Origin of the sequence: Streptomyces sp. NPDC093544 (assembly GCF_040683495.1) — a bacterium.
Lineage (GTDB): Bacteria > Actinomycetota > Actinomycetes > Streptomycetales > Streptomycetaceae > Streptomyces.
This window is the reverse complement of the sequence record NZ_JBFBEA010000008.1, coordinates 57,581-73,523: the sequence shown is the minus strand read 5'-3', so window position 1 is coordinate 73,523 and position 15,943 is coordinate 57,581. Positions and strand designations below refer to the sequence as shown.

15 protein-coding genes are annotated in these 15,943 nt (G+C 71.1%); 13 read left to right on the top strand and 2 right to left on the bottom strand.

Translation table 11 applies throughout. The features are described from left to right. Nucleotides 1-35: 35 nt before the first annotated feature. The 12 genes from AB0N66_RS13835 (at nucleotide 36) to AB0N66_RS13780 (ending at nucleotide 12,279) form a co-directional block, all read left to right on the top strand. A complete protein-coding gene (locus tag AB0N66_RS13835; RefSeq protein ID WP_365432989.1) occupies nucleotides 36-1,328 on the top strand; it encodes a substrate-binding domain-containing protein in 1,293 nt (430 codons plus the stop codon). Nucleotides 1,329-1,330: 2 nt separating this feature from the next. Continuing rightward, nucleotides 1,331-2,227, top strand: a complete 897-nt coding sequence (locus tag AB0N66_RS13830; protein ID WP_365433607.1) for a sugar ABC transporter permease — start codon at nucleotides 1,331-1,333, stop codon at nucleotides 2,225-2,227. Beyond that, a complete protein-coding gene (locus AB0N66_RS13825; RefSeq protein WP_365432986.1) occupies nucleotides 2,227-3,138 on the top strand; it encodes a carbohydrate ABC transporter permease in 912 nt (303 codons plus the stop codon). The genes AB0N66_RS13830 and AB0N66_RS13825 overlap by 1 nt, the downstream gene beginning before the upstream one ends. Further along, nucleotides 3,135-5,231, top strand: a complete 2,097-nt coding sequence (locus AB0N66_RS13820; RefSeq protein WP_365432983.1) for an alpha-galactosidase — start codon at nucleotides 3,135-3,137, stop codon at nucleotides 5,229-5,231. Before AB0N66_RS13825 ends, AB0N66_RS13820 begins: the two co-directional genes overlap by 4 nt. 56 nt (nucleotides 5,232-5,287) lie before the next feature. After that, nucleotides 5,288-6,046: an SDR family oxidoreductase gene (locus AB0N66_RS13815; RefSeq protein WP_365432980.1), complete on the top strand. Its 759-nt coding sequence runs from the start codon at nucleotides 5,288-5,290 to the stop codon at nucleotides 6,044-6,046. Between the two features lie 49 nt (nucleotides 6,047-6,095). Next, on the top strand, nucleotides 6,096-6,857 hold the full coding sequence (locus AB0N66_RS13810; RefSeq protein ID WP_365432977.1) for a FadR/GntR family transcriptional regulator: 762 nt from the start codon (nucleotides 6,096-6,098) through the stop codon (nucleotides 6,855-6,857). After that, nucleotides 6,854-7,999, top strand: a complete 1,146-nt coding sequence (gene dgoD / locus AB0N66_RS13805; protein WP_365432975.1) for a galactonate dehydratase — start codon at nucleotides 6,854-6,856, stop codon at nucleotides 7,997-7,999. Before AB0N66_RS13810 ends, dgoD begins: the two co-directional genes overlap by 4 nt. After that, nucleotides 7,993-8,790, top strand: coding sequence for a hypothetical protein (locus tag AB0N66_RS13800; protein ID WP_365432972.1), 798 nt, complete (start codon nucleotides 7,993-7,995; stop codon nucleotides 8,788-8,790). Before dgoD ends, AB0N66_RS13800 begins: the two co-directional genes overlap by 7 nt. A gap of 109 nt (nucleotides 8,791-8,899) precedes the next feature. Continuing rightward, complete coding sequence (locus AB0N66_RS13795; protein ID WP_365432968.1) at nucleotides 8,900-9,535, top strand: bifunctional 4-hydroxy-2-oxoglutarate aldolase/2-dehydro-3-deoxy-phosphogluconate aldolase; 636 nt, start codon at nucleotides 8,900-8,902, stop codon at nucleotides 9,533-9,535. Beyond that, the gene (locus AB0N66_RS13790; RefSeq protein WP_365432965.1) at nucleotides 9,532-10,467 is read left to right on the top strand and encodes an SMP-30/gluconolactonase/LRE family protein; all 936 of its coding nucleotides are present in this window, start codon (nucleotides 9,532-9,534) and stop codon (nucleotides 10,465-10,467) included. Before AB0N66_RS13795 ends, AB0N66_RS13790 begins: the two co-directional genes overlap by 4 nt. Nucleotides 10,468-10,477: 10 nt before the next feature. Further along, the gene (locus tag AB0N66_RS13785; protein WP_365432962.1) at nucleotides 10,478-11,455 is read left to right on the top strand and encodes a sugar kinase; all 978 of its coding nucleotides are present in this window, start codon (nucleotides 10,478-10,480) and stop codon (nucleotides 11,453-11,455) included. Nucleotides 11,456-11,976: 521 nt separating this feature from the next. Continuing rightward, nucleotides 11,977-12,279 (top strand): muconolactone Delta-isomerase family protein, encoded by a 303-nt coding sequence (locus AB0N66_RS13780; protein ID WP_365432959.1) that lies wholly within the window; start codon nucleotides 11,977-11,979, stop codon nucleotides 12,277-12,279. A 607-nt stretch (nucleotides 12,280-12,886) separates the two neighbouring features. Here the strand turns inward: AB0N66_RS13780 and AB0N66_RS13775 are convergent. Continuing rightward, nucleotides 12,887-13,300, bottom strand: coding sequence for a cytidine deaminase (locus AB0N66_RS13775; protein ID WP_365433604.1), 414 nt, complete (start codon nucleotides 13,298-13,300; stop codon nucleotides 12,887-12,889). A 643-nt stretch (nucleotides 13,301-13,943) separates the two neighbouring features. Between AB0N66_RS13775 and AB0N66_RS13770 the strand changes: the two genes are divergently transcribed. After that, on the top strand, nucleotides 13,944-14,297 hold the full coding sequence (locus AB0N66_RS13770) for a VOC family protein (protein WP_365432956.1): 354 nt from the start codon (nucleotides 13,944-13,946) through the stop codon (nucleotides 14,295-14,297). Between the two features lie 231 nt (nucleotides 14,298-14,528). Here AB0N66_RS13770 and AB0N66_RS13765 read toward each other — a convergent pair whose 3' ends face one another. Beyond that, complete coding sequence (locus tag AB0N66_RS13765) at nucleotides 14,529-15,941, bottom strand: hypothetical protein (protein WP_365432953.1); 1,413 nt, start codon at nucleotides 15,939-15,941, stop codon at nucleotides 14,529-14,531. Nucleotides 15,942-15,943 lie beyond the last annotated feature (2 nt).

Genomic DNA, 15,943 nt, shown 5'->3' with positions numbered 1-15,943 from the left:
CAGCTCCGTTCCGTGGGCATATAGGGAGTGCACAGATGACCGCCTTCAACGCCACCCGCCGCAGATTCCTCGTAGGAACAGGCGCAGTCGGCGCCGGCGCGCTGCTCAGCAGCTGCGTCACCCAGAGCCCGTCCTCCTCCGGAGGCAAGTCCGGCGGCCCGGTGACCCTGCAGTCCAACCTCTCCTCCCCGCAGGCCAAGACAGCGATGCAGGCGGTGGTCGCGGCCTTCGAAAAGCGCGGGGACGCCGAGGCGCAGCTCAACACCGTCGCGTCGGAGACCTTCCGCACCCAGCTGCCGACCTACCTCACGTCGGCCAACCCGCCGGACGTCTACACCTGGTACCCCGGCTCCGTCGCCGAGTCGTACGCCAAGAAGGACCTGCTCCTCGGTCTCGACGACATCTGGGACAAGCCCGAACTCGCCGGCTACTCCGACGCGCTGAAGAAGCTGTGCACCTCGGCCTCCAGCGGCAAGAAGGTCTTCGTGCCCACCACCTACTACTGGTGGGGCATGTTCTACCGGAAGTCCAACTTCGCCAAGTGGGGCGTGCGGGAGCCCAGGACCTGGGACGAGTTCCTGGACCTGTGCGACAAGCTCAAGAGCAAGGGCGTCGCTCCGATCGGTCTCGGTGCGGGCGGCGACACCCCGTGGGTCGCCTCCGCGTGGTTCGACTACCTCAACATCCGCGTCAACGGTGCCACTTATCACCGCGAACTCCTCGCAGGGAAGCACCGCTTCGACGACCCCGAAGTCCGCAAGGTCTTCGACACGTGGGACCAGGCGCGCCCGTACTTCGACCCCAACGGCACGGCGATCCCCTTCCAGGACGCCACCACCGCCCTCCTCCAGGGCCGCACCGGCATGATGCTCATCGGCACCTTCTTCGCCGACGCCGCACCGAAGGACGCCCTGGGCGACCTGGACTTCTTCCAGTTCCCCATCATCGACCCGAAGGTGCCGGTCGCCGAGGAGGCGCCCACCGACGGCTACTTCGCCAGCGCCCGCACCAAGCGCGTCGACGGTGTCAAGGAACTGCTGCGCTACCTGGCGTCCGCCGAGGGGCAGGAGTTGTACCTCAAGAACTCCTCGGGCACCGCGCTGCCCACCCACCCGGACGCCAAGGACGCCGGCACCCCGCTGGTCCTCAAGGGCCGCAAGCTCATCGAGGGCGCCACCGACGTGACGCAGTTCTTCAACCGGGACTCCAGCGACGCACTCCAGCCGACCGCGGACACGGCGCTCGTGCACTACCTGGCCAAGCCCAAGGAGATCGGCTCGATCCTCACCACGTGGCAGCGCGGCGCACAGAAGATCTGGAGCCAGTGACGATGGCGCTGCTCGGCTCCCCGCGACGGTCAGGGGCCACGCGGGTGCCCCCGGTGGTCCTGGCCTTCGTCCTCGTCCCGCTGCTCGCCGAGGCGTTCTGGGTCTTCTGGCCGGCCCTCCAGGGCTTCTACCTCTCCCTGACCTCCTGGGACGGCCTGTCGGCCCCGAAGTTCGTCGGCCTCGGCAACTTCAGCGAGATGGTGCACGACGAGGTCTTCCGCACCGCCGCGGTCAACACGGTGCTGTGGCTGCTGCTGTTCGGCGGACTGTCCGCAGCCCTCGGCCTCGGTGCCGCGCTGCTGCTCCAGCAGGACCGGCGCGGCATCGGGTTCTACCGGGCGGCGCTCTTCCTGCCGGTGGTCTTCTCGCTGGTCGCGACCGCGCTGGTGTGGCAGGCGATGTACCAGCCGGACGGCCTGATCAACAACGCGCTGGGGGCGTTCGGTCTCGGCGGCTGGAAGCACGCCTGGCTCGCCGACGAGGACACCGCCTTCTACGCGGTGATCGTGCCCGCGCTGTGGCGCCAGGTCGGCTACGTGATGGTGCTGTACCTGGCCGGCCTCAAGGGCATCGACCCCGTGCTGTACGAGGCGGCCAAGGTCGACGGCGCGACCCGCGTGCAGCAGTTCCGGCACATCACCCTGCCACAACTGCGCGGGGTCAACGCGGTAGTCCTGTCGGTGATCGTCATCGACTCGCTGCGCTCGTTCGACGTGGTGTGGGCGCTCACCCGCGGCGGCCCGTACCACTCCTCCGAACTGCTGAGCACCTACATGTACTCCACCGCGTTCCAGTCGCTGCGGCTGGGATACGGCTCCGCGCTCGCCGTCGTCATCTTCGTGCTGGCCTTCGGCGTCATCGCGAGCTACCTCGTGCGAGCCTTCCGGGAGGCCGACTGATGACCGCCACCCACACCGCCGAGCGCATCGCCAAGGACACCGGTTCGGACGCCGCCCCGACGCCGGGTCCCCGCCGACGCGTCGTCCGGAGTCGCGCCTTGCGCACCGCCGGCTTCCATCTCTCCGCGAGCCTGCTGTCCGCACTGTGGCTGCTGCCGATCGCCCTCGTCCTGGTCACCAGCACCCGGACGTTCGACGACATCGCCGCGCACGGCGTCGGCAGTTGGCCGCACTCCTTCACCTTCGACAGCTTCCGTCAGGCGTGGGTGGACGGCGGCCAGCAGCGTGCTCTCATCAACAGCATGCTGGTCACGATCCCGACCGTGCTGCTCTCGCTCGGCCTCGCCTCCATGGCGGCCTTCGCGCTCAGCCGCTACGACCTGCCCTTCCGGCGCGCCCTGCTGCTGCTCATGCTCGGCGGCAACCTGCTGCCCCCGCAGATCCTGCTGATCCCGGTCTCCAAACTCAGCGAAGTGCTCGGCATCTACGACCAGCTGTACGCCCTGATCGGCGTGCAGGTCGGCTTCGGAGTCGGCTTCTACGTCTTCGTCCTGCACGGCTTCATGCGGTCGATCCCCAGTGAGATCCAGCAGGCCGCCGTCATCGACGGAGCGAACCCCTGGCAGATCTACTGGCGGATCATCCTGCCGCTGGCCCGCCCGGCACTCGCCGCGCTGACCGCCCTGTCGTTCACCTGGATCTTCAACGACCTACTGTGGGCCATCACGGTGCTGCGCACCGACACCCAAATGCCCATCACCGCTTCCCTCATCGGACTGCAGGGCCAGTACGTGTCCATGTGGAACGTCATCGCGGCCGGCTCGGTGATCGCCGCCGCGCCCACGGTGGCCGTCTTCCTCCGCTTCCAGCGCCACTTCGTGGCCGGACTGAACCTCGGAGCCGTCAAGTGACCGCGCACGACCGGTGGCTGCTGCACACCGACACCACCAGCTACGCCGTCACCCTCGGCGGCGACGGCCACTGGGCCGAGCTCGCCGCCTGGGGGCCGCACGGCGCCGAGGACGGTCCGTCGCCCATGGACTGGTCGCGGCGCACCCACTTCATCACCCACGCCGACGCCGCTCCGGCCGAGTACATCCCGTACGGGTTGCGGCCGTTCACCGGCGCTGATCTGATCGCCTCCCGCCCCGGCGGTGACCGTGGCAGCTGGTGGCGTTTCGACGGCGCGACCCAGGACGGCGACCGGGCACTGAGCCTGGACTTTGCCGACGACGTGCTCGGACTGCGTACGACGCTCCGCTACGAGACGGTGCCCGGCACCGACGTCATCCTGCGCTGGACGGAACTGACCTGCACCGGTGACAGCGAGGTGAGGCTTGAGCGCTTCGACTCCGCCGCCGTCAACGTCCCTGTCCAGGGCGGCGCCCGGCTGACGTACCTGGCAGGCCAGTGGCAGCAGGAGTTCCAGCTGAAGGAAGTGGTGCTGGAGCGCGGCCGCTTCGAGATGGAGAGCACCCAGGGGTCGGCCGGGCACGCTTACCAGCCCTGGCTCGCCGTCCAGGACTCCGCCGAGGGCGCGAGCCCCACGTACGGCATCGCCCTGGAGTGGTCCGGCAACTGGCGGATCACCGCCGACGCCGAACCCGGCGGCGCCGTACGGGTCCGCGCAGGCCGCGTTCCGCATGAGGGCGCCGTCCGGCTCGCTCCCGGCGCCACCCTTGTCACCCCCCGGCTGGCCTGCGCCTTCAGCTCCGACGGGCTCGACGGGCTGGCCCGCGTGTGGCACCGCTACGAACGGCATCTCACCGGCGAGCGCATGGACCGGCCGCGCAAGGTGCTCTACAACTCCTGGGAGGCCACCGGCTTCGACGTCGACGCCGCGGGGCAACTGGAGCTCGCCAAGACCGCCGCCGAGCTCGGCGCCGAACTGTTCGTCGTCGACGACGGCTGGTTCACCGGCCGCCCCGACGACACCGGTGGCCTCGGCGACTGGTACCCGGACCCGGCCGAATTCCCCGCCGGATTCGACCACTTCATCGAGGGCGTCCGCGCCCTCGGCCTGGACTTCGGCCTGTGGGTCGAGCCCGAGGGGATCAGCCCCCGCTCGAAGCTGTACGCCGAGCACCCCGAGTGGGTGTACCGGATCGACGGCCGGCCCGCGACACTCGTACGCAACCAACTCCTGCTCGACCTTGGCCGCGACGACGTCCAGGACTTCGTCATCGGCACCCTCGACCGGTTGCTTGGCGACCACGCCATCTCCTATCTCAAATGGGACATGAACAGGCCGCCCACCGAACGCGGCCGCCCGACGGCGGGCGAGGACCCGGAGCGACAGGACCTCGACGCCGCCCACATCGCGGGCTACCTGCGCGTCCTGGACCACCTGCGCGCCACCCACCCGCACGTCACCGTTGAGGGCTGCGCGGGCGGCGGCGCCCGCGTCGAGCACGCCACTCTCGCCCGCACCGACGTGGTGTGGCCCAGCGACAACACCGCGCCCATGGACCGGCTGCGCATCCAGTACGGCTACCTCCACGCGCACGCCCCGCACACCATGAGCTCCTGGGTCACCGATGCCCCTGGCCTCTTCGACCCCCGGCCCCGCTCGCTCGCCTTCCGTTTCGTCAACTCCATCGCCGGGGTACTGGGGATCGGCGCCGACATCCGCCACTGGACGCCGGAGCAGCGCACCGAGGCCGCCGAGTGGATCGCCCGCTACAAGGAGGTCCGCGACGTCGTCCACCACGGCGAGGTCCACCTGCTGGGCAGCCCCGCCGACCCGACGTACGGCATCCAGTACGAGGAACAGGGCGGCGCCCGCCTGGTGGTGACGGCCTGGAACACCGGCCCGCTCGACGGCGCGCCCCTGGTGCCCGGCCGGGCATCCCGATTGCGCCTGCGCGGCCTCGCACCGGGCGCCGTCTACGCCGACATCGACACCGGCGCTCGCTACAGCGGCGCGTACCTGCTCCACTCGGGGCTGCCGTTCGCCTGGAGGGCAGGACACGACGCGGAGTTGACCGTCCTGGCCCGGCAGTGACGACAGCGAAAGAATCTGCATCCCACCTCCCTCTCGAACAGGAGACGATCCACCCCATGAACCCAGCCGCCCGCTTCACCAACCGCGTCGCCGTGGTCACCGGAGCAGCGTCGGGCATCGGCGCGGCCTCCGCGGCACGCTTCGCCGCGGAGGGCGCGGCCGTCGTCCTGGTCGACATGGCTGCCGAACGCGGTGAGGAGACCGCCGAACGGCTGCGCAAGGACGGGGCCCGGGCCCTCTTCGTCGCCGCCGACGTCGCGAGCGAGGACGACTGGCAGCGGGTGATCACCGCAGCCCACGGCTTCGGGCCCGTGGGCGTGCTGGTGAGCAACGCGTACACGGTGGCGGTCGCACCGGTCCACGAGATGAGCCTCGCGTCCTGGGAGCGGCAGCTGTCGGTCAACCTCACCGGCGCCTTCCTGGGCGTCAGGGCGACGCTGCCCGACCTGCGCGAGCACCAGGGGGCGGTGGTGCTCGTCTCCTCCGTCCACGCCCACCGGGGGATCCCCGGCCACCCGGCGTACGCGGCGAGCAAGGGCGCGCTGCTGTCGTTGTGCGGCCAGCTCGCCGTCGAGTACGGCCCCGAGGTCCGCGTCAACGCCGTGCTGCCCGGACCGATCCTGACCGCCGCCTGGGACCGCGTCCCGCAGGCCGACCGCGAACTCAGCGTCGCCGGGACCGCGGCCCGCCGCTTCGGCACCCCTGAGGAGGTCGCGGCCGCCGTCGCCTTCCTCGCCGCCGACGAAGCCTCGTACATCACCGGATCGACCCTGGTCGTGGACGGCGGCTGGAGCGTCACCAAGGCTTCCGCGTGACAGCGCCGACCGCTCCGGCCACCGACCGACCAGCAAGAAAGGCACACACATGACGCCATACGCCCGCCGCGGAGTGCACGGCCAGACCGTGGAGACCCTCGCCCGCCGGGTGCTCAGCGGCGAGATCCCCGAGGGAGCGACGCTCGACATGGCGGCCCTGCAGAGCGAGTTGGACGTCAGCCTCACCGCCCTGCGCGAATCGCTCAAGGTCCTCGCGGCCAAGGGCATGGTCGACGCCCGGCAGAAGCGCGGCACCTTCGTCCGGCCCCGCTCCGACTGGAACCTGCTCGACGCCGACGTGCTGCGCTGGCAGTTCTCCGAGAACAAGGGCACCGGGGCCGACCCCGCGCTGCTCCGCAACCTCGGCGAGGTCCGCGGCATCATCGAACCCGCCGCCGTGCGGCTGGCCGCGGCGCGCCGCACCGACGCCGACCTCCAGGCGCTGGAGTCGGCGCTGACCGCCATGGGCAAGGAGGGCGGCGCGAGCGACGCAGTCGAGGCCGACCTCGCCTTCCACCGGGCGCTGCTCGCGGCCACCCACAACGAACTGCTGGAACGCATGGAAATGGTCATCGAGTCCGGCCTGGCCCAGCGCGACCAGCTCGTGCACAGCGCCCCGCACAGCGAGGACCCGGTCCCCAGCCACCGCGCCGTCCTCGACGCCGTGCGCGACCGGGATCCGGACGCCGCGGAATCCGCCATGCGTGCTCTGCTCGACCAGGCGACGCGCGACCTCGACAAGCTCGGCGGCCCGTCCGCTCCCGAGGACGCGGACGGCTCCGCCGAGGAGAAGGACGGCCAGTCACAGTGAAGATCGCGCGTGTCGAGACTTTCCTCGTGCCGCCCCGTTGGCTGTTCTGCCGCATCGAGACCGACGACGGTGTCGTCGGCTGGGGCGAGCCGGTGGTGGAGGGCCGGGCCGAGGTGGTCAGGTCGGCCGTGGAGGTGCTGGCGGAGTATCTGGTGGGCCAGGACCCGCTGCGCATCCAGGACCACTGGCAGGTGCTCAGCAAGGGTGGCTTCTACCGGGGCGGCCCGGTCCTGTCGAGCGCCGTCGCAGGCATCGACCAGGCCCTGTGGGACATCGCGGGCCGCGCCCTCGGGGTGCCGGTGCACACCCTGCTGGGCGGCCCGGTCCGCGACACAGTCCGGGTCTACGCCTGGGTCGGCGGCGACGAACCCGAGCGGATCAAGGAGGAGGTCACCGCCCAAGTGGAGGCCGGCTTCACCGCCGTAAAGATGAACGCCGCCGGGCGCACCCCGCCGATCGGCAGCCCCGCCGAGACGGCCGCCGTCGTCGGGCGCGTGGCGGCTGCCCGCGATGCCCTCGGCCCGCAACGCGACGTCGCCGTCGACTTCCACGGCCGCTTCAGTGCCGCTAACGCGCGGCGCGTGCTCCACGAGATAGCCCCGCTGCACCCGCTGTTCGTCGAGGAACCCGTCCTGCCCGAGCAGGCACACCTGCTGCCCGGGCTGGTCGCCGCCTCGTCCGTGCCGCTGGCCACCGGCGAACGGCTCTACGGGCGGGCCGACTTCCTCCCGGCGCTGACCGCGGGCATCGCGGTGGCCCAGCCGGACCTGTCGCACGCCGGCGGAATATCGGAGGTCACCCGGATCGCCTCACTCGCCGAGACCTTCGGGGCCCACCTGGCGCCGCACTGTCCGCTCGGTCCCATCGCGCTGGCCGCCAGCCTCCAGGTCGCCTTCGCCACGCCCAACTTCCTGATCCAGGAACAGAGTCGGGGCATCCACTACAACAAGGACGCCGACCTGCTGTCCTACCTGGTCGACACCGAGCCCTTCCGCTTTGTCGACGGTCAGGCGCACCGCACCGGAGCGCCCGGACTCGGCATCTCCGTCGACGAGGACGCGGTTCGCGCCGCCGACCGGTCCGGCCACGTCTGGCGCAACCCCGTCTGGCGGCACGCCGACGGCTCCTTCGCCGAATGGTGAGCGCCACGCGGCTGCCCGTCCGCGTCGCCACCGACCTTGCCAGTGGCGGACGTTGGACGTCGCTGACCGCGGGCGGCCGCGAGTGGCTGTGGCACCGCGACGAGCCCCGCCGCCGTACGGTCCGGCCCGGCGACCCCTTCGCCGACGCCGGCGGCCTTGAGGAGTGCGTGCCCACCGTGCGGGGGTTGCCCGACCACGGGGACGCCTGGTCGCGGCCCTGGCGGAGGGTGGGGGAGGGGGACCTCGCGGAGTGTCCCGACTTCCGCCTGACCCGGCGTATCGGCGTGCGAGGGGACGCGGTCGTCGCCGACTACAAGCTCGCTGCCGAGCCCGGCTACCGCTTCGTGTGGGCCGCCCACGCCCTGCTGGACCTCTCTCCGGACGCCCGGATCGGCGTCGTCGGACCCGCGGTGACCCGGCTCTACCCGGACGAGGGCGACCGCGGGGTCGCCGGCACCTGGCCCAGCGTCGACGGTGTACCGCTGGACCGGCTCGGCCCGGACGACGGGAGCGCCGTCGGAGCGGTCGTCCTCACCTCCCGGGTCTCGGTGCACGACGGCGCCGACACGCTGCACCTGTCCGTCGAGGCCGACGGGCAACCGGCCGCGGTCGCCCTCTGGCGCAACCTCGGCGGCTTCCCCCGGAGCGCGCCGTACCGCTCGATCGGTGTCGAGCCGATGCTCGGGCGCGTCTTCAACCGCGCGGCGGCCAACGACGGCGATACCGCCGTCGTGCCGCCGACCGGCGAGGTCGCCTGGCGGCTCACCGTCACCGCGACCCGCCGCCCCTGACCCCTCTATGCCAGAGCAGCCCCCGACCCCCTAAGTCATCGCCGCTCCTGACCCCCTCCCTTAAGCCATCGCCGCCTCTGAACCCCCACCAGCCCAGAAGGGATGTCGGATGAATCTGCTCGCCGCGCTGCGCGCCCACCGGCTGCTCGCCATCGTCCGCGGCAGCGCCCCGGACGCCGCGCTGACCACCGTGCTCACCCTCGCCGAGGAGGGCGTCACTCTCATCGAGGTCTCCCTCTCCGGGCGCGACGCGCTCGACGTCATCGCGCGGGCCCGCGCCGCGCTCGGCCCCGACGCGATGCTCGGCGCCGGAACCGTGCTCAGCTCCGGCGACGCCCGTGCAGCCCAGAAGGCCGGGGCCGCCTTCCTCGTCACTCCGGCAGTCAGCGACGGCATCGCCACCGGGCGGGAACTCGGGCTCCCCGTGCTCGCCGGAGTGATGACGCCCACCGACGTCCTCCAGGCACAACGGCTCGGCGCCGACGCCCTCAAGCTCTTCCCGGCAGGCAGCGCAGGGGGCCCCGGCTATCTGCGGGACCTGCGCGGACCCTTCCCGGACCTGCCCTTCGTACCCGTCGGGGGAGTGGACGGGGCGGCGGCCGCCGACTACCTGCGCGAGGGAGCCATAGCCGTCGGCGTCGGATCGCCCCTGATCGGCGACGCCGCCGTGGGCGGCGACCTCACCGCCCTCCGCGAGCGGGCCCGCACCTTCCTGGACGTCGTCCGCGCGCAGGCCCGCCCATGACCGCCGCTTCCATCTTGGGGACCGACCGCCTCGAACTGGGCGAGGGCATCCGCTGGACGGACGGCCGCGCCGTGCTGACCGACATCCTCACCGGCCGGCTGCTCGCCGTGCCCGACCGGGCCGCCGCGCCGCTCGCCCCGATCGCCCAACTGCCTTGCCCGCTGGGCGCCGTGGCACCGGTGGAGGGGCGCCCCGGCCACTGGATCGCGGCGGCGGGCACCGGCATCTGCCGCATCGACCCCGCGGGCCGCGTCGACTGGATCGCGCGCCCCGAGGACCGCGCACCCGTGTCGATGCGGATGAACGACGGCGTCGCCGACCCGCACGGCCGCTTCTGGGCGGGCAGCATGGCGTACGAGGCCACCGATGGCGCGGGCTCCCTCTACCGCCTGGACCGCGACGGCAGCATCACCCGCGTCCTGCGGGACGTCACGATCCCCAACGGCCCGGCGTTCAGCGCCGACGGCACCGTCATGTACCTCGCCGACAGCGCCCGGGGCGTCATCCGTCGCTACCCGGTCGACCCCGTGAGCGGCGTGCTGGGCACCGCTGAACCGTTCGTAACCCTTGACTCGGGTAGCCCCGACGGCATGACCACCGACATCGTGGGCTGCGTATGGACCGCCGTCTGGGGCGCCGGGCAGGTCCACCGCTACCGCCCCGACGGCAGCCTCGACCAGGTCGTCGACCTGCCCGCCGGGCAGCCCGCAGGACTCTGCCTCGGCGGCCCCGACGGCCGTACGCTCCTCGTCACCAGCGCACACCTCGGCCTGCCCGCCCCCAGACCTCTCGACGGCGCCGTCTTCGCGGTCCGGGTGGAGGTCCCCGGCGCCCCGGCCGCTCCGTACCGTCAGGCGAACCCCTCCGTCCCGGCTGCTCCGGGCCGCCCGGCGGACCCCTCCGCCCCGGCGGACCGCGCCGACACACCCTAGGAAATCCACCATGAGCACCCAGCGGCCATTTCGTTTCGGCCCCGTGGTCTGCGTCGGCGAGACCATGGCCGCCCTAGCCCCCGACCCCCTCGGGCCGTTGGACGGTGCCGACCTGCTGCGCGTCGACATCGCGGGCGCCGAGTCGAACGTCGCCCTTTACCTCGCCGACCACGGCATCCCCGCCCGCTGGGTCTCCGCGGTCGGCGACGACCCCTTCGGCCGCCGCGTCCGCGCCCGCATCGCCGCGGGCGGCGTCGATGTCAGCGGCGTCCGCACCGACCCGGAGCGGCCCACCGGACTGCTGCTCAAGGACCCGGGCGCGCACGGCACCCGCGTCCGCTACCACCGCGCCGGATCAGCCGCCTCGGCCCTCACCCCCGACGTACTCGACGACCCGACGATGGCGGGCGCCGCGCTCGTGCACCTGAGCGGCATCACCCCTGCCCTGTCACCCGGCTGCCGCGCCCTCGTCGAACACGCGCTGCGCCCCGACCGCCCGTGGCCCGTCAGCTTCGACGTCAACCACCGCTCCGCCCTGTGGGCCGACCGCTCCGCGGCTGACGTGCTGCAACCGCTCGCGGACCGGGCCGACATCGTCCTCGTCGGCCTCGATGAGGCCCAGGCCCTGTGGGGGGACGGAATCACCGATGCCCAACGGGTCCGCGACCTCCTGCCCGGCCCGCGCGTCCTCGTCGTAAAGGACGGGGACCGCGCCGCGACCGCCTTCGTGGGGGCCGCCGCCCGCAGCGTGCCCGCCCTCACCGTCCGCGTCGTCGAACCGGTCGGCGCCGGCGACGCCTTCGCCGCCGGATTCCTGAGCGGCCTGCTGCGGCAGCTGCCTGTGGACCGCGCCCTGCGGCTGGGCCATCTGACCGCGGCCTCAGCTCTGAGAGTCACCGCCGACCACGGCCCACTCCCCGACCCCGCCCTCGTCGCGGCGCTCCTCGACGCCGACGAGGAGACCTGGCGGGCCACCATGATCGACTGATTCCTCCGGACGGGACAGTCGCGTTCGAGTGCTTCGGTCTGCCGTGGCGGAGAAGGACCCGCGGATCAGCGGGCGCTCGGCGGCCCGGCCGGAGTTCGGTTCCTCGGCGACGCGACGAAGTACCGCAGCCGGCGCAGCGCCACGATCGTCATGCTGCGGCGGTGGTAGGTCACGCCTCCCAGCAGGGAGGGAGCCGGTAGTGGCGTCGCCCCTGATGCAGGCGGACGATGAGGGTATGGAAGCCCGACGGCATGCGACCGCGGCAGCCCCCGCCGACACCCGGCAGACGGTAGGGGTGCGGTCGGTTGCCGGGCCGACAGGTCCGACGGGAGTTCGGCGGTCTTTGGCGGACGGTCGCTCCGTCCCTCGACACCCCGGCAGACAGGCTGAGCCGAGCAGCTCCCGCTATGCCGGCCGCCGTCCGCCCCGACCGCGGCAGCAGCCCCTTTGAATACACAGGCCTCCATCCCCATCGCGGCGTTCCGGTCCTCGCCGGACGCCCCATCGAGCGGAGCAGCACCATGCGAGAGTTCCTGGTGGAGATCACCACCACTGTCCCCGAGGGCACCAGCCAGGACGAGATCGATCGGCGGCGCGCCGCCGAAGCCGTCCGCTCCCGGGAACTGGCCGCCACCGGCAACCTGGCGCGACTGTGGCGCCCGGTCGGCGAGCTACGCAGCATCGGCATCTGGCGGGCCGCCGACGAGGACGAGCTCCACGAGAAGGTGCTCGGCACGCTGCCGCTGCGTCCCTGGATGACCCTCACCGTCACAGCACTCCAGTCCCATCCCAATGACCCGGCCCGGACCGACGCCACACCGTGACGACACGCCCTCCGTTCGCACTCCCCACCGCAGCTGGGGCGGGGAGCCGTGGCCGCCCCGGGAGTCGGCGCGACCTCACATGGGCTTCATCGTGAGCGTATGACCCATGCGCGCGAGGCCTCGGAGGACGGCGCCGACTACCGCAGCCACCAAGCAGCGCCATGCGGTTCGCCCGTCTGGTTGCTCATCCTGGGCACTCGGCTGTCCCGCAGATCTCGGCCACGCCCGAGGCCGAGTAGCCGCGCAGCCGATGAGGGCCTGCGGAGCAGTTTCTACGTCGGCTGTTCGAGTAGACGGAGGCCGGACAGTGCGCCCGGTCATCAAAGTGGCGGCAACGTCTCGGGCTGCCTGTTCGGCAACCTCACGCTGAGAATGGACCGGTCGCCTGCCTACTCCCCGTCGGGGGAGGGGAAATCGATCGACTGGCTGATGGCGGCTTACTTCTCAGCTTCCGTGGTGCGCTCGCTCGGCACCTGACTACCGCGCGATCGAACCAGGCCCGGCCGCCGACCTCGTAGTGACCTCGTTCCTTCACGGTGTCGGACAAGGCATGTGGAGCATGACGGGGAGCTGCGCCCTTGTGTAAGCACGTGCTGAGTGGCGCGGTTTACTCGGCGTCGAGCTGGTGGTCGGCCCAGACGTAGCTTTCGGGGAGCAAGTCGGTGACAGGAACGGTTCGGACGCGGTCGTCTTCGCCGACGATGACCTTGAGAGCGGGGAAGTAGTCGAGAAGGACCTGACGGCACCGGCCGCATGGGGGAACGACCCCTCGCTCGCGGTCGCCCACGGCAACGATCGTGTCCAGCTCGTAGATACCCTGGGCGGCCGCCGTGCCGATGAGGACCAACTCGGCACAGGGCCCTCCGGTGAAGTGATAGGCGTTCACCGCCGTGACGATCCGGCCGTCCTTGGCGCGGGCCGCGGCTGCCATGGTGTGGTTGTCGCCCTGGCAGTAAGTGTGAGCGACGTGCGCCGCGGCCTGGATGAGTTCGTGGTCGACGGAGTGGGTCTGGGTGGTCATCATCTCTGCCTTCGTCAGGTGTCAGGCGACGTTGACCCCGAGTGCCGATGGCGTGCAAGCGAATATCGGCGGTGTGCTTGTTCCGCGACTGACAGGAGCAGGGCCGGACCCGGCTTCCGTCCGGTCCGGCCCTGTCATACGTCCGTCTACTGCACGGCCGCTGCCGCGATGGCGCAGCGGCCGAGAAGGGGGCCCAGAACGGGCCGACGGGGTTGTGCCGGTCCTCCGCTGATCTCCGGGCACCCTCGGAACCGAACGGGTCGGCTTCCCCGCGTTCGACTCGAGCGGGCCGCACGGGGTGCGCAGGTCAGCAGAGTTGGGTGGGCGGGTCTGTCGGCGCCCGCTGACCGGCGCGCGTCCTGGGAGAAGCTGCGCTGATCTCCCAGTACTCCGCCGACGAGCGACCGCATGGAGTTTGCTGCCGGACGCGACGCGACGCGGCGGTACGCAGGTCACGCCAGGAAGCGGCGGCTGTGCCAGGAGAAGACCCCGGTCACCGCGACTCCCCGCTGTTCCCCGCCGCATCCTGTGCGCTTGTCATGCGGAGGGGTGCGCTGCTTGCGAGTTCTCCCGTGATGGGGAGGCGGCGAAGGGTCGAGTGTGGTGCCGGCCCGCCCGATCGCCGTCCTGGCAAAATGGCGGCATGGAACGTGTGCTTGGAATCGGTGGACATTTCATGCGGGCTGCCGACCCGGCGGCCCTGAGCGCGTGGTATCGCGATTGCCTGGGCCTGGACACCGATGAGAACGGCCTGTGGCGGCAGGGAACCGGGCCGACGGTGTTCGCGACGTTCGAGTCCGAGACCGACTACTTCGGGTCCCGCGCCCAGCAGACCATGCTCAACTTCCGGGTCCGCGACCTGGACGCGATGCTCGCGCAGTTGCGCGCCAAGGGCGCGGACGTGGCCGAAGAAACGCAGGACATGGAGGGTGTCGGTCGATTCGGCTGGGTCACCGATCCTGAGGGCAATCGGGTCGAGCTGTGGCAGCCCGCCTGACCGCGCCCTCACGCAGGCGGTGACGCTCTGGTGGACTATCAGGTTGTCGAGGCGTGACCCTGGGCGAGGCCCATGCGGCCATATCCCACTACCCTTTCTGCGGGCTGTCACGGGAACACCTTGGCGAGTTTGTCGCCGAACTCGCTCGCAGCGTCCGGATGCGCGATGCGCGTCCACCCGGATCCGCTGGTGAACCGTCCCGCCGACTCGGTCGCATCGCGACCGCGCGTACTACGGGGCGATCCCCACACCGTTGATCCGGCTCCAGCACTTTTCCTGAGATGCCGTCATGGCCGGCCATGACAGCCCGCCCGGCCGCGGCAGGACACGAGAGGCGTAGTGCGACGGGCGGAAGTCGGAGTCGTAGAAGCACCCCGTGCCGTAGTCGCGGTCGAAAGAGGCACACGATGACGCGACGGACTGCGGCGTGGGCTTCTTCCCCGTGCCTACCCAGGAGGCCAGCGCGGCAATGGAGTTGGCGTACTCCGAGTCACTCAGTGCGCTGTGCTCGCTTTCACTGGTGAAGGTCTGCACGAGGTTCTCCTCGCGATGTGCGCCCTCAAGAGTCGCCCGGTACGCAGCCTCGTGTTCGACGAATGCGGTGGGGTCGTCGATGGCGTGCATGGTGAGTACGGGGATCGAGACGCGCCCGGTGAGATCGCTGTCGTAGGACAGATCGCGCTGGGCCTTGGGATCGGCGGCAAAGCGCTCGACACCCGCATTCAGTGCCTTGTCGTCGTGCGAACCGGAGTACCGCACGCCCTTGTTGCTGAAGGGATTCCGGTCGCCGAGCCGGTTGTGCACGATGTCGCGGAAGGTGAACACGGAGAAGCGCAGGTGCGATTCCAGCGTCCGCTCCGGGATGTGCGTGACCGCGAGAATGTCGTCAAGGTTGCGTTGCTGCAGTGGTGTGCGCTCCTGCGGAGCCGAGGCAAATCCGGTGCACTCCTCCAGGCGAGCCCGCAGGCCTGCTGTCGTAAGGGTCGACGACGGACGTAGCCCCTGCCACAGCGGGTACTGAGCCTCGGTGGGGCGCGGAAGGTTTTGGCAGTAGTACTGATAGACCACCCGTAGATCAACGCGGTAGTCATAACCGCGCGAGCCGCCTGCCAGAACACCGCTGGTGAGCAGAGCGCCGTCGTAGGGGCCGTTCTTCTTGCCGTACACCTCCGCGACCTTGGCGGCGACGTTCCCACCCCAGGACTGTCCGTGCACGTACGTCCGTTTCGGCTTGCCGAACTCCTCCACGAACAGACGGCGCAGATTCTCCGTGTCGGCAGCCGCCATCCGGGTTCCGTAGCCACCTCGGCGGTAGGACGAACCGGCCCACGCATATCCCTCGTCCACCATCACGGACCAGCGATCCAGGTCGCCGATGCTCCGCTCCGGATCTGACCCCTCACCCAAGTCGGGGCCGCCATGGGCATGTACGACCAGCGAGCCGTTCCAGTTCTTGGGCACGGCGATCGCGTAGTAAGCCCCGTTGGCGTCCTGTCCGGTGTAACACGTGGCCTTGCTCCCCACTCTCGCGGGGCACGCGGCCGGCCCAGGCTGCGACTGGGTGGCTTGGGCTGGGCTGATGCCGTTCAACGACCCGACGACGACGCCGGCGATACCGGCTGCCAGTGCCACGCCACGTCGCATGA

Excerpts from the sequence above, each read along its gene's own strand:
- AB0N66_RS13835 (WP_365432989.1), top strand. The coding sequence starts at position 36 with ATGACCGCCTTCAACGCCACCCGCCGCAGATTCCTCGTAGGAACAGGC.
- AB0N66_RS13830 (WP_365433607.1), top strand. The coding sequence starts at position 1,331 with ATGGCGCTGCTCGGCTCCCCGCGACGGTCAGGGGCCACGCGGGTGCCC.
- AB0N66_RS13825 (WP_365432986.1), top strand. The coding sequence starts at position 2,227 with ATGACCGCCACCCACACCGCCGAGCGCATCGCCAAGGACACCGGTTCG.
- AB0N66_RS13815 (WP_365432980.1), top strand. The coding sequence starts at position 5,288 with ATGAACCCAGCCGCCCGCTTCACCAACCGCGTCGCCGTGGTCACCGGA.
- AB0N66_RS13810 (WP_365432977.1), top strand. The coding sequence starts at position 6,096 with ATGACGCCATACGCCCGCCGCGGAGTGCACGGCCAGACCGTGGAGACC.
- AB0N66_RS13800 (WP_365432972.1), top strand. The coding sequence starts at position 7,993 with ATGGTGAGCGCCACGCGGCTGCCCGTCCGCGTCGCCACCGACCTTGCC.
- AB0N66_RS13795 (WP_365432968.1), top strand. The coding sequence starts at position 8,900 with ATGAATCTGCTCGCCGCGCTGCGCGCCCACCGGCTGCTCGCCATCGTC.
- AB0N66_RS13790 (WP_365432965.1), top strand. The coding sequence starts at position 9,532 with ATGACCGCCGCTTCCATCTTGGGGACCGACCGCCTCGAACTGGGCGAG.
- AB0N66_RS13785 (WP_365432962.1), top strand. The coding sequence starts at position 10,478 with ATGAGCACCCAGCGGCCATTTCGTTTCGGCCCCGTGGTCTGCGTCGGC.
- AB0N66_RS13780 (WP_365432959.1), top strand. The coding sequence starts at position 11,977 with ATGCGAGAGTTCCTGGTGGAGATCACCACCACTGTCCCCGAGGGCACC.
- AB0N66_RS13775 (WP_365433604.1), bottom strand. The coding sequence starts at position 13,300 with ATGACCACCCAGACCCACTCCGTCGACCACGAACTCATCCAGGCCGCG.
- AB0N66_RS13770 (WP_365432956.1), top strand. The coding sequence starts at position 13,944 with ATGGAACGTGTGCTTGGAATCGGTGGACATTTCATGCGGGCTGCCGAC.
- AB0N66_RS13765 (WP_365432953.1), bottom strand. The coding sequence starts at position 15,941 with ATGCGACGTGGCGTGGCACTGGCAGCCGGTATCGCCGGCGTCGTCGTC.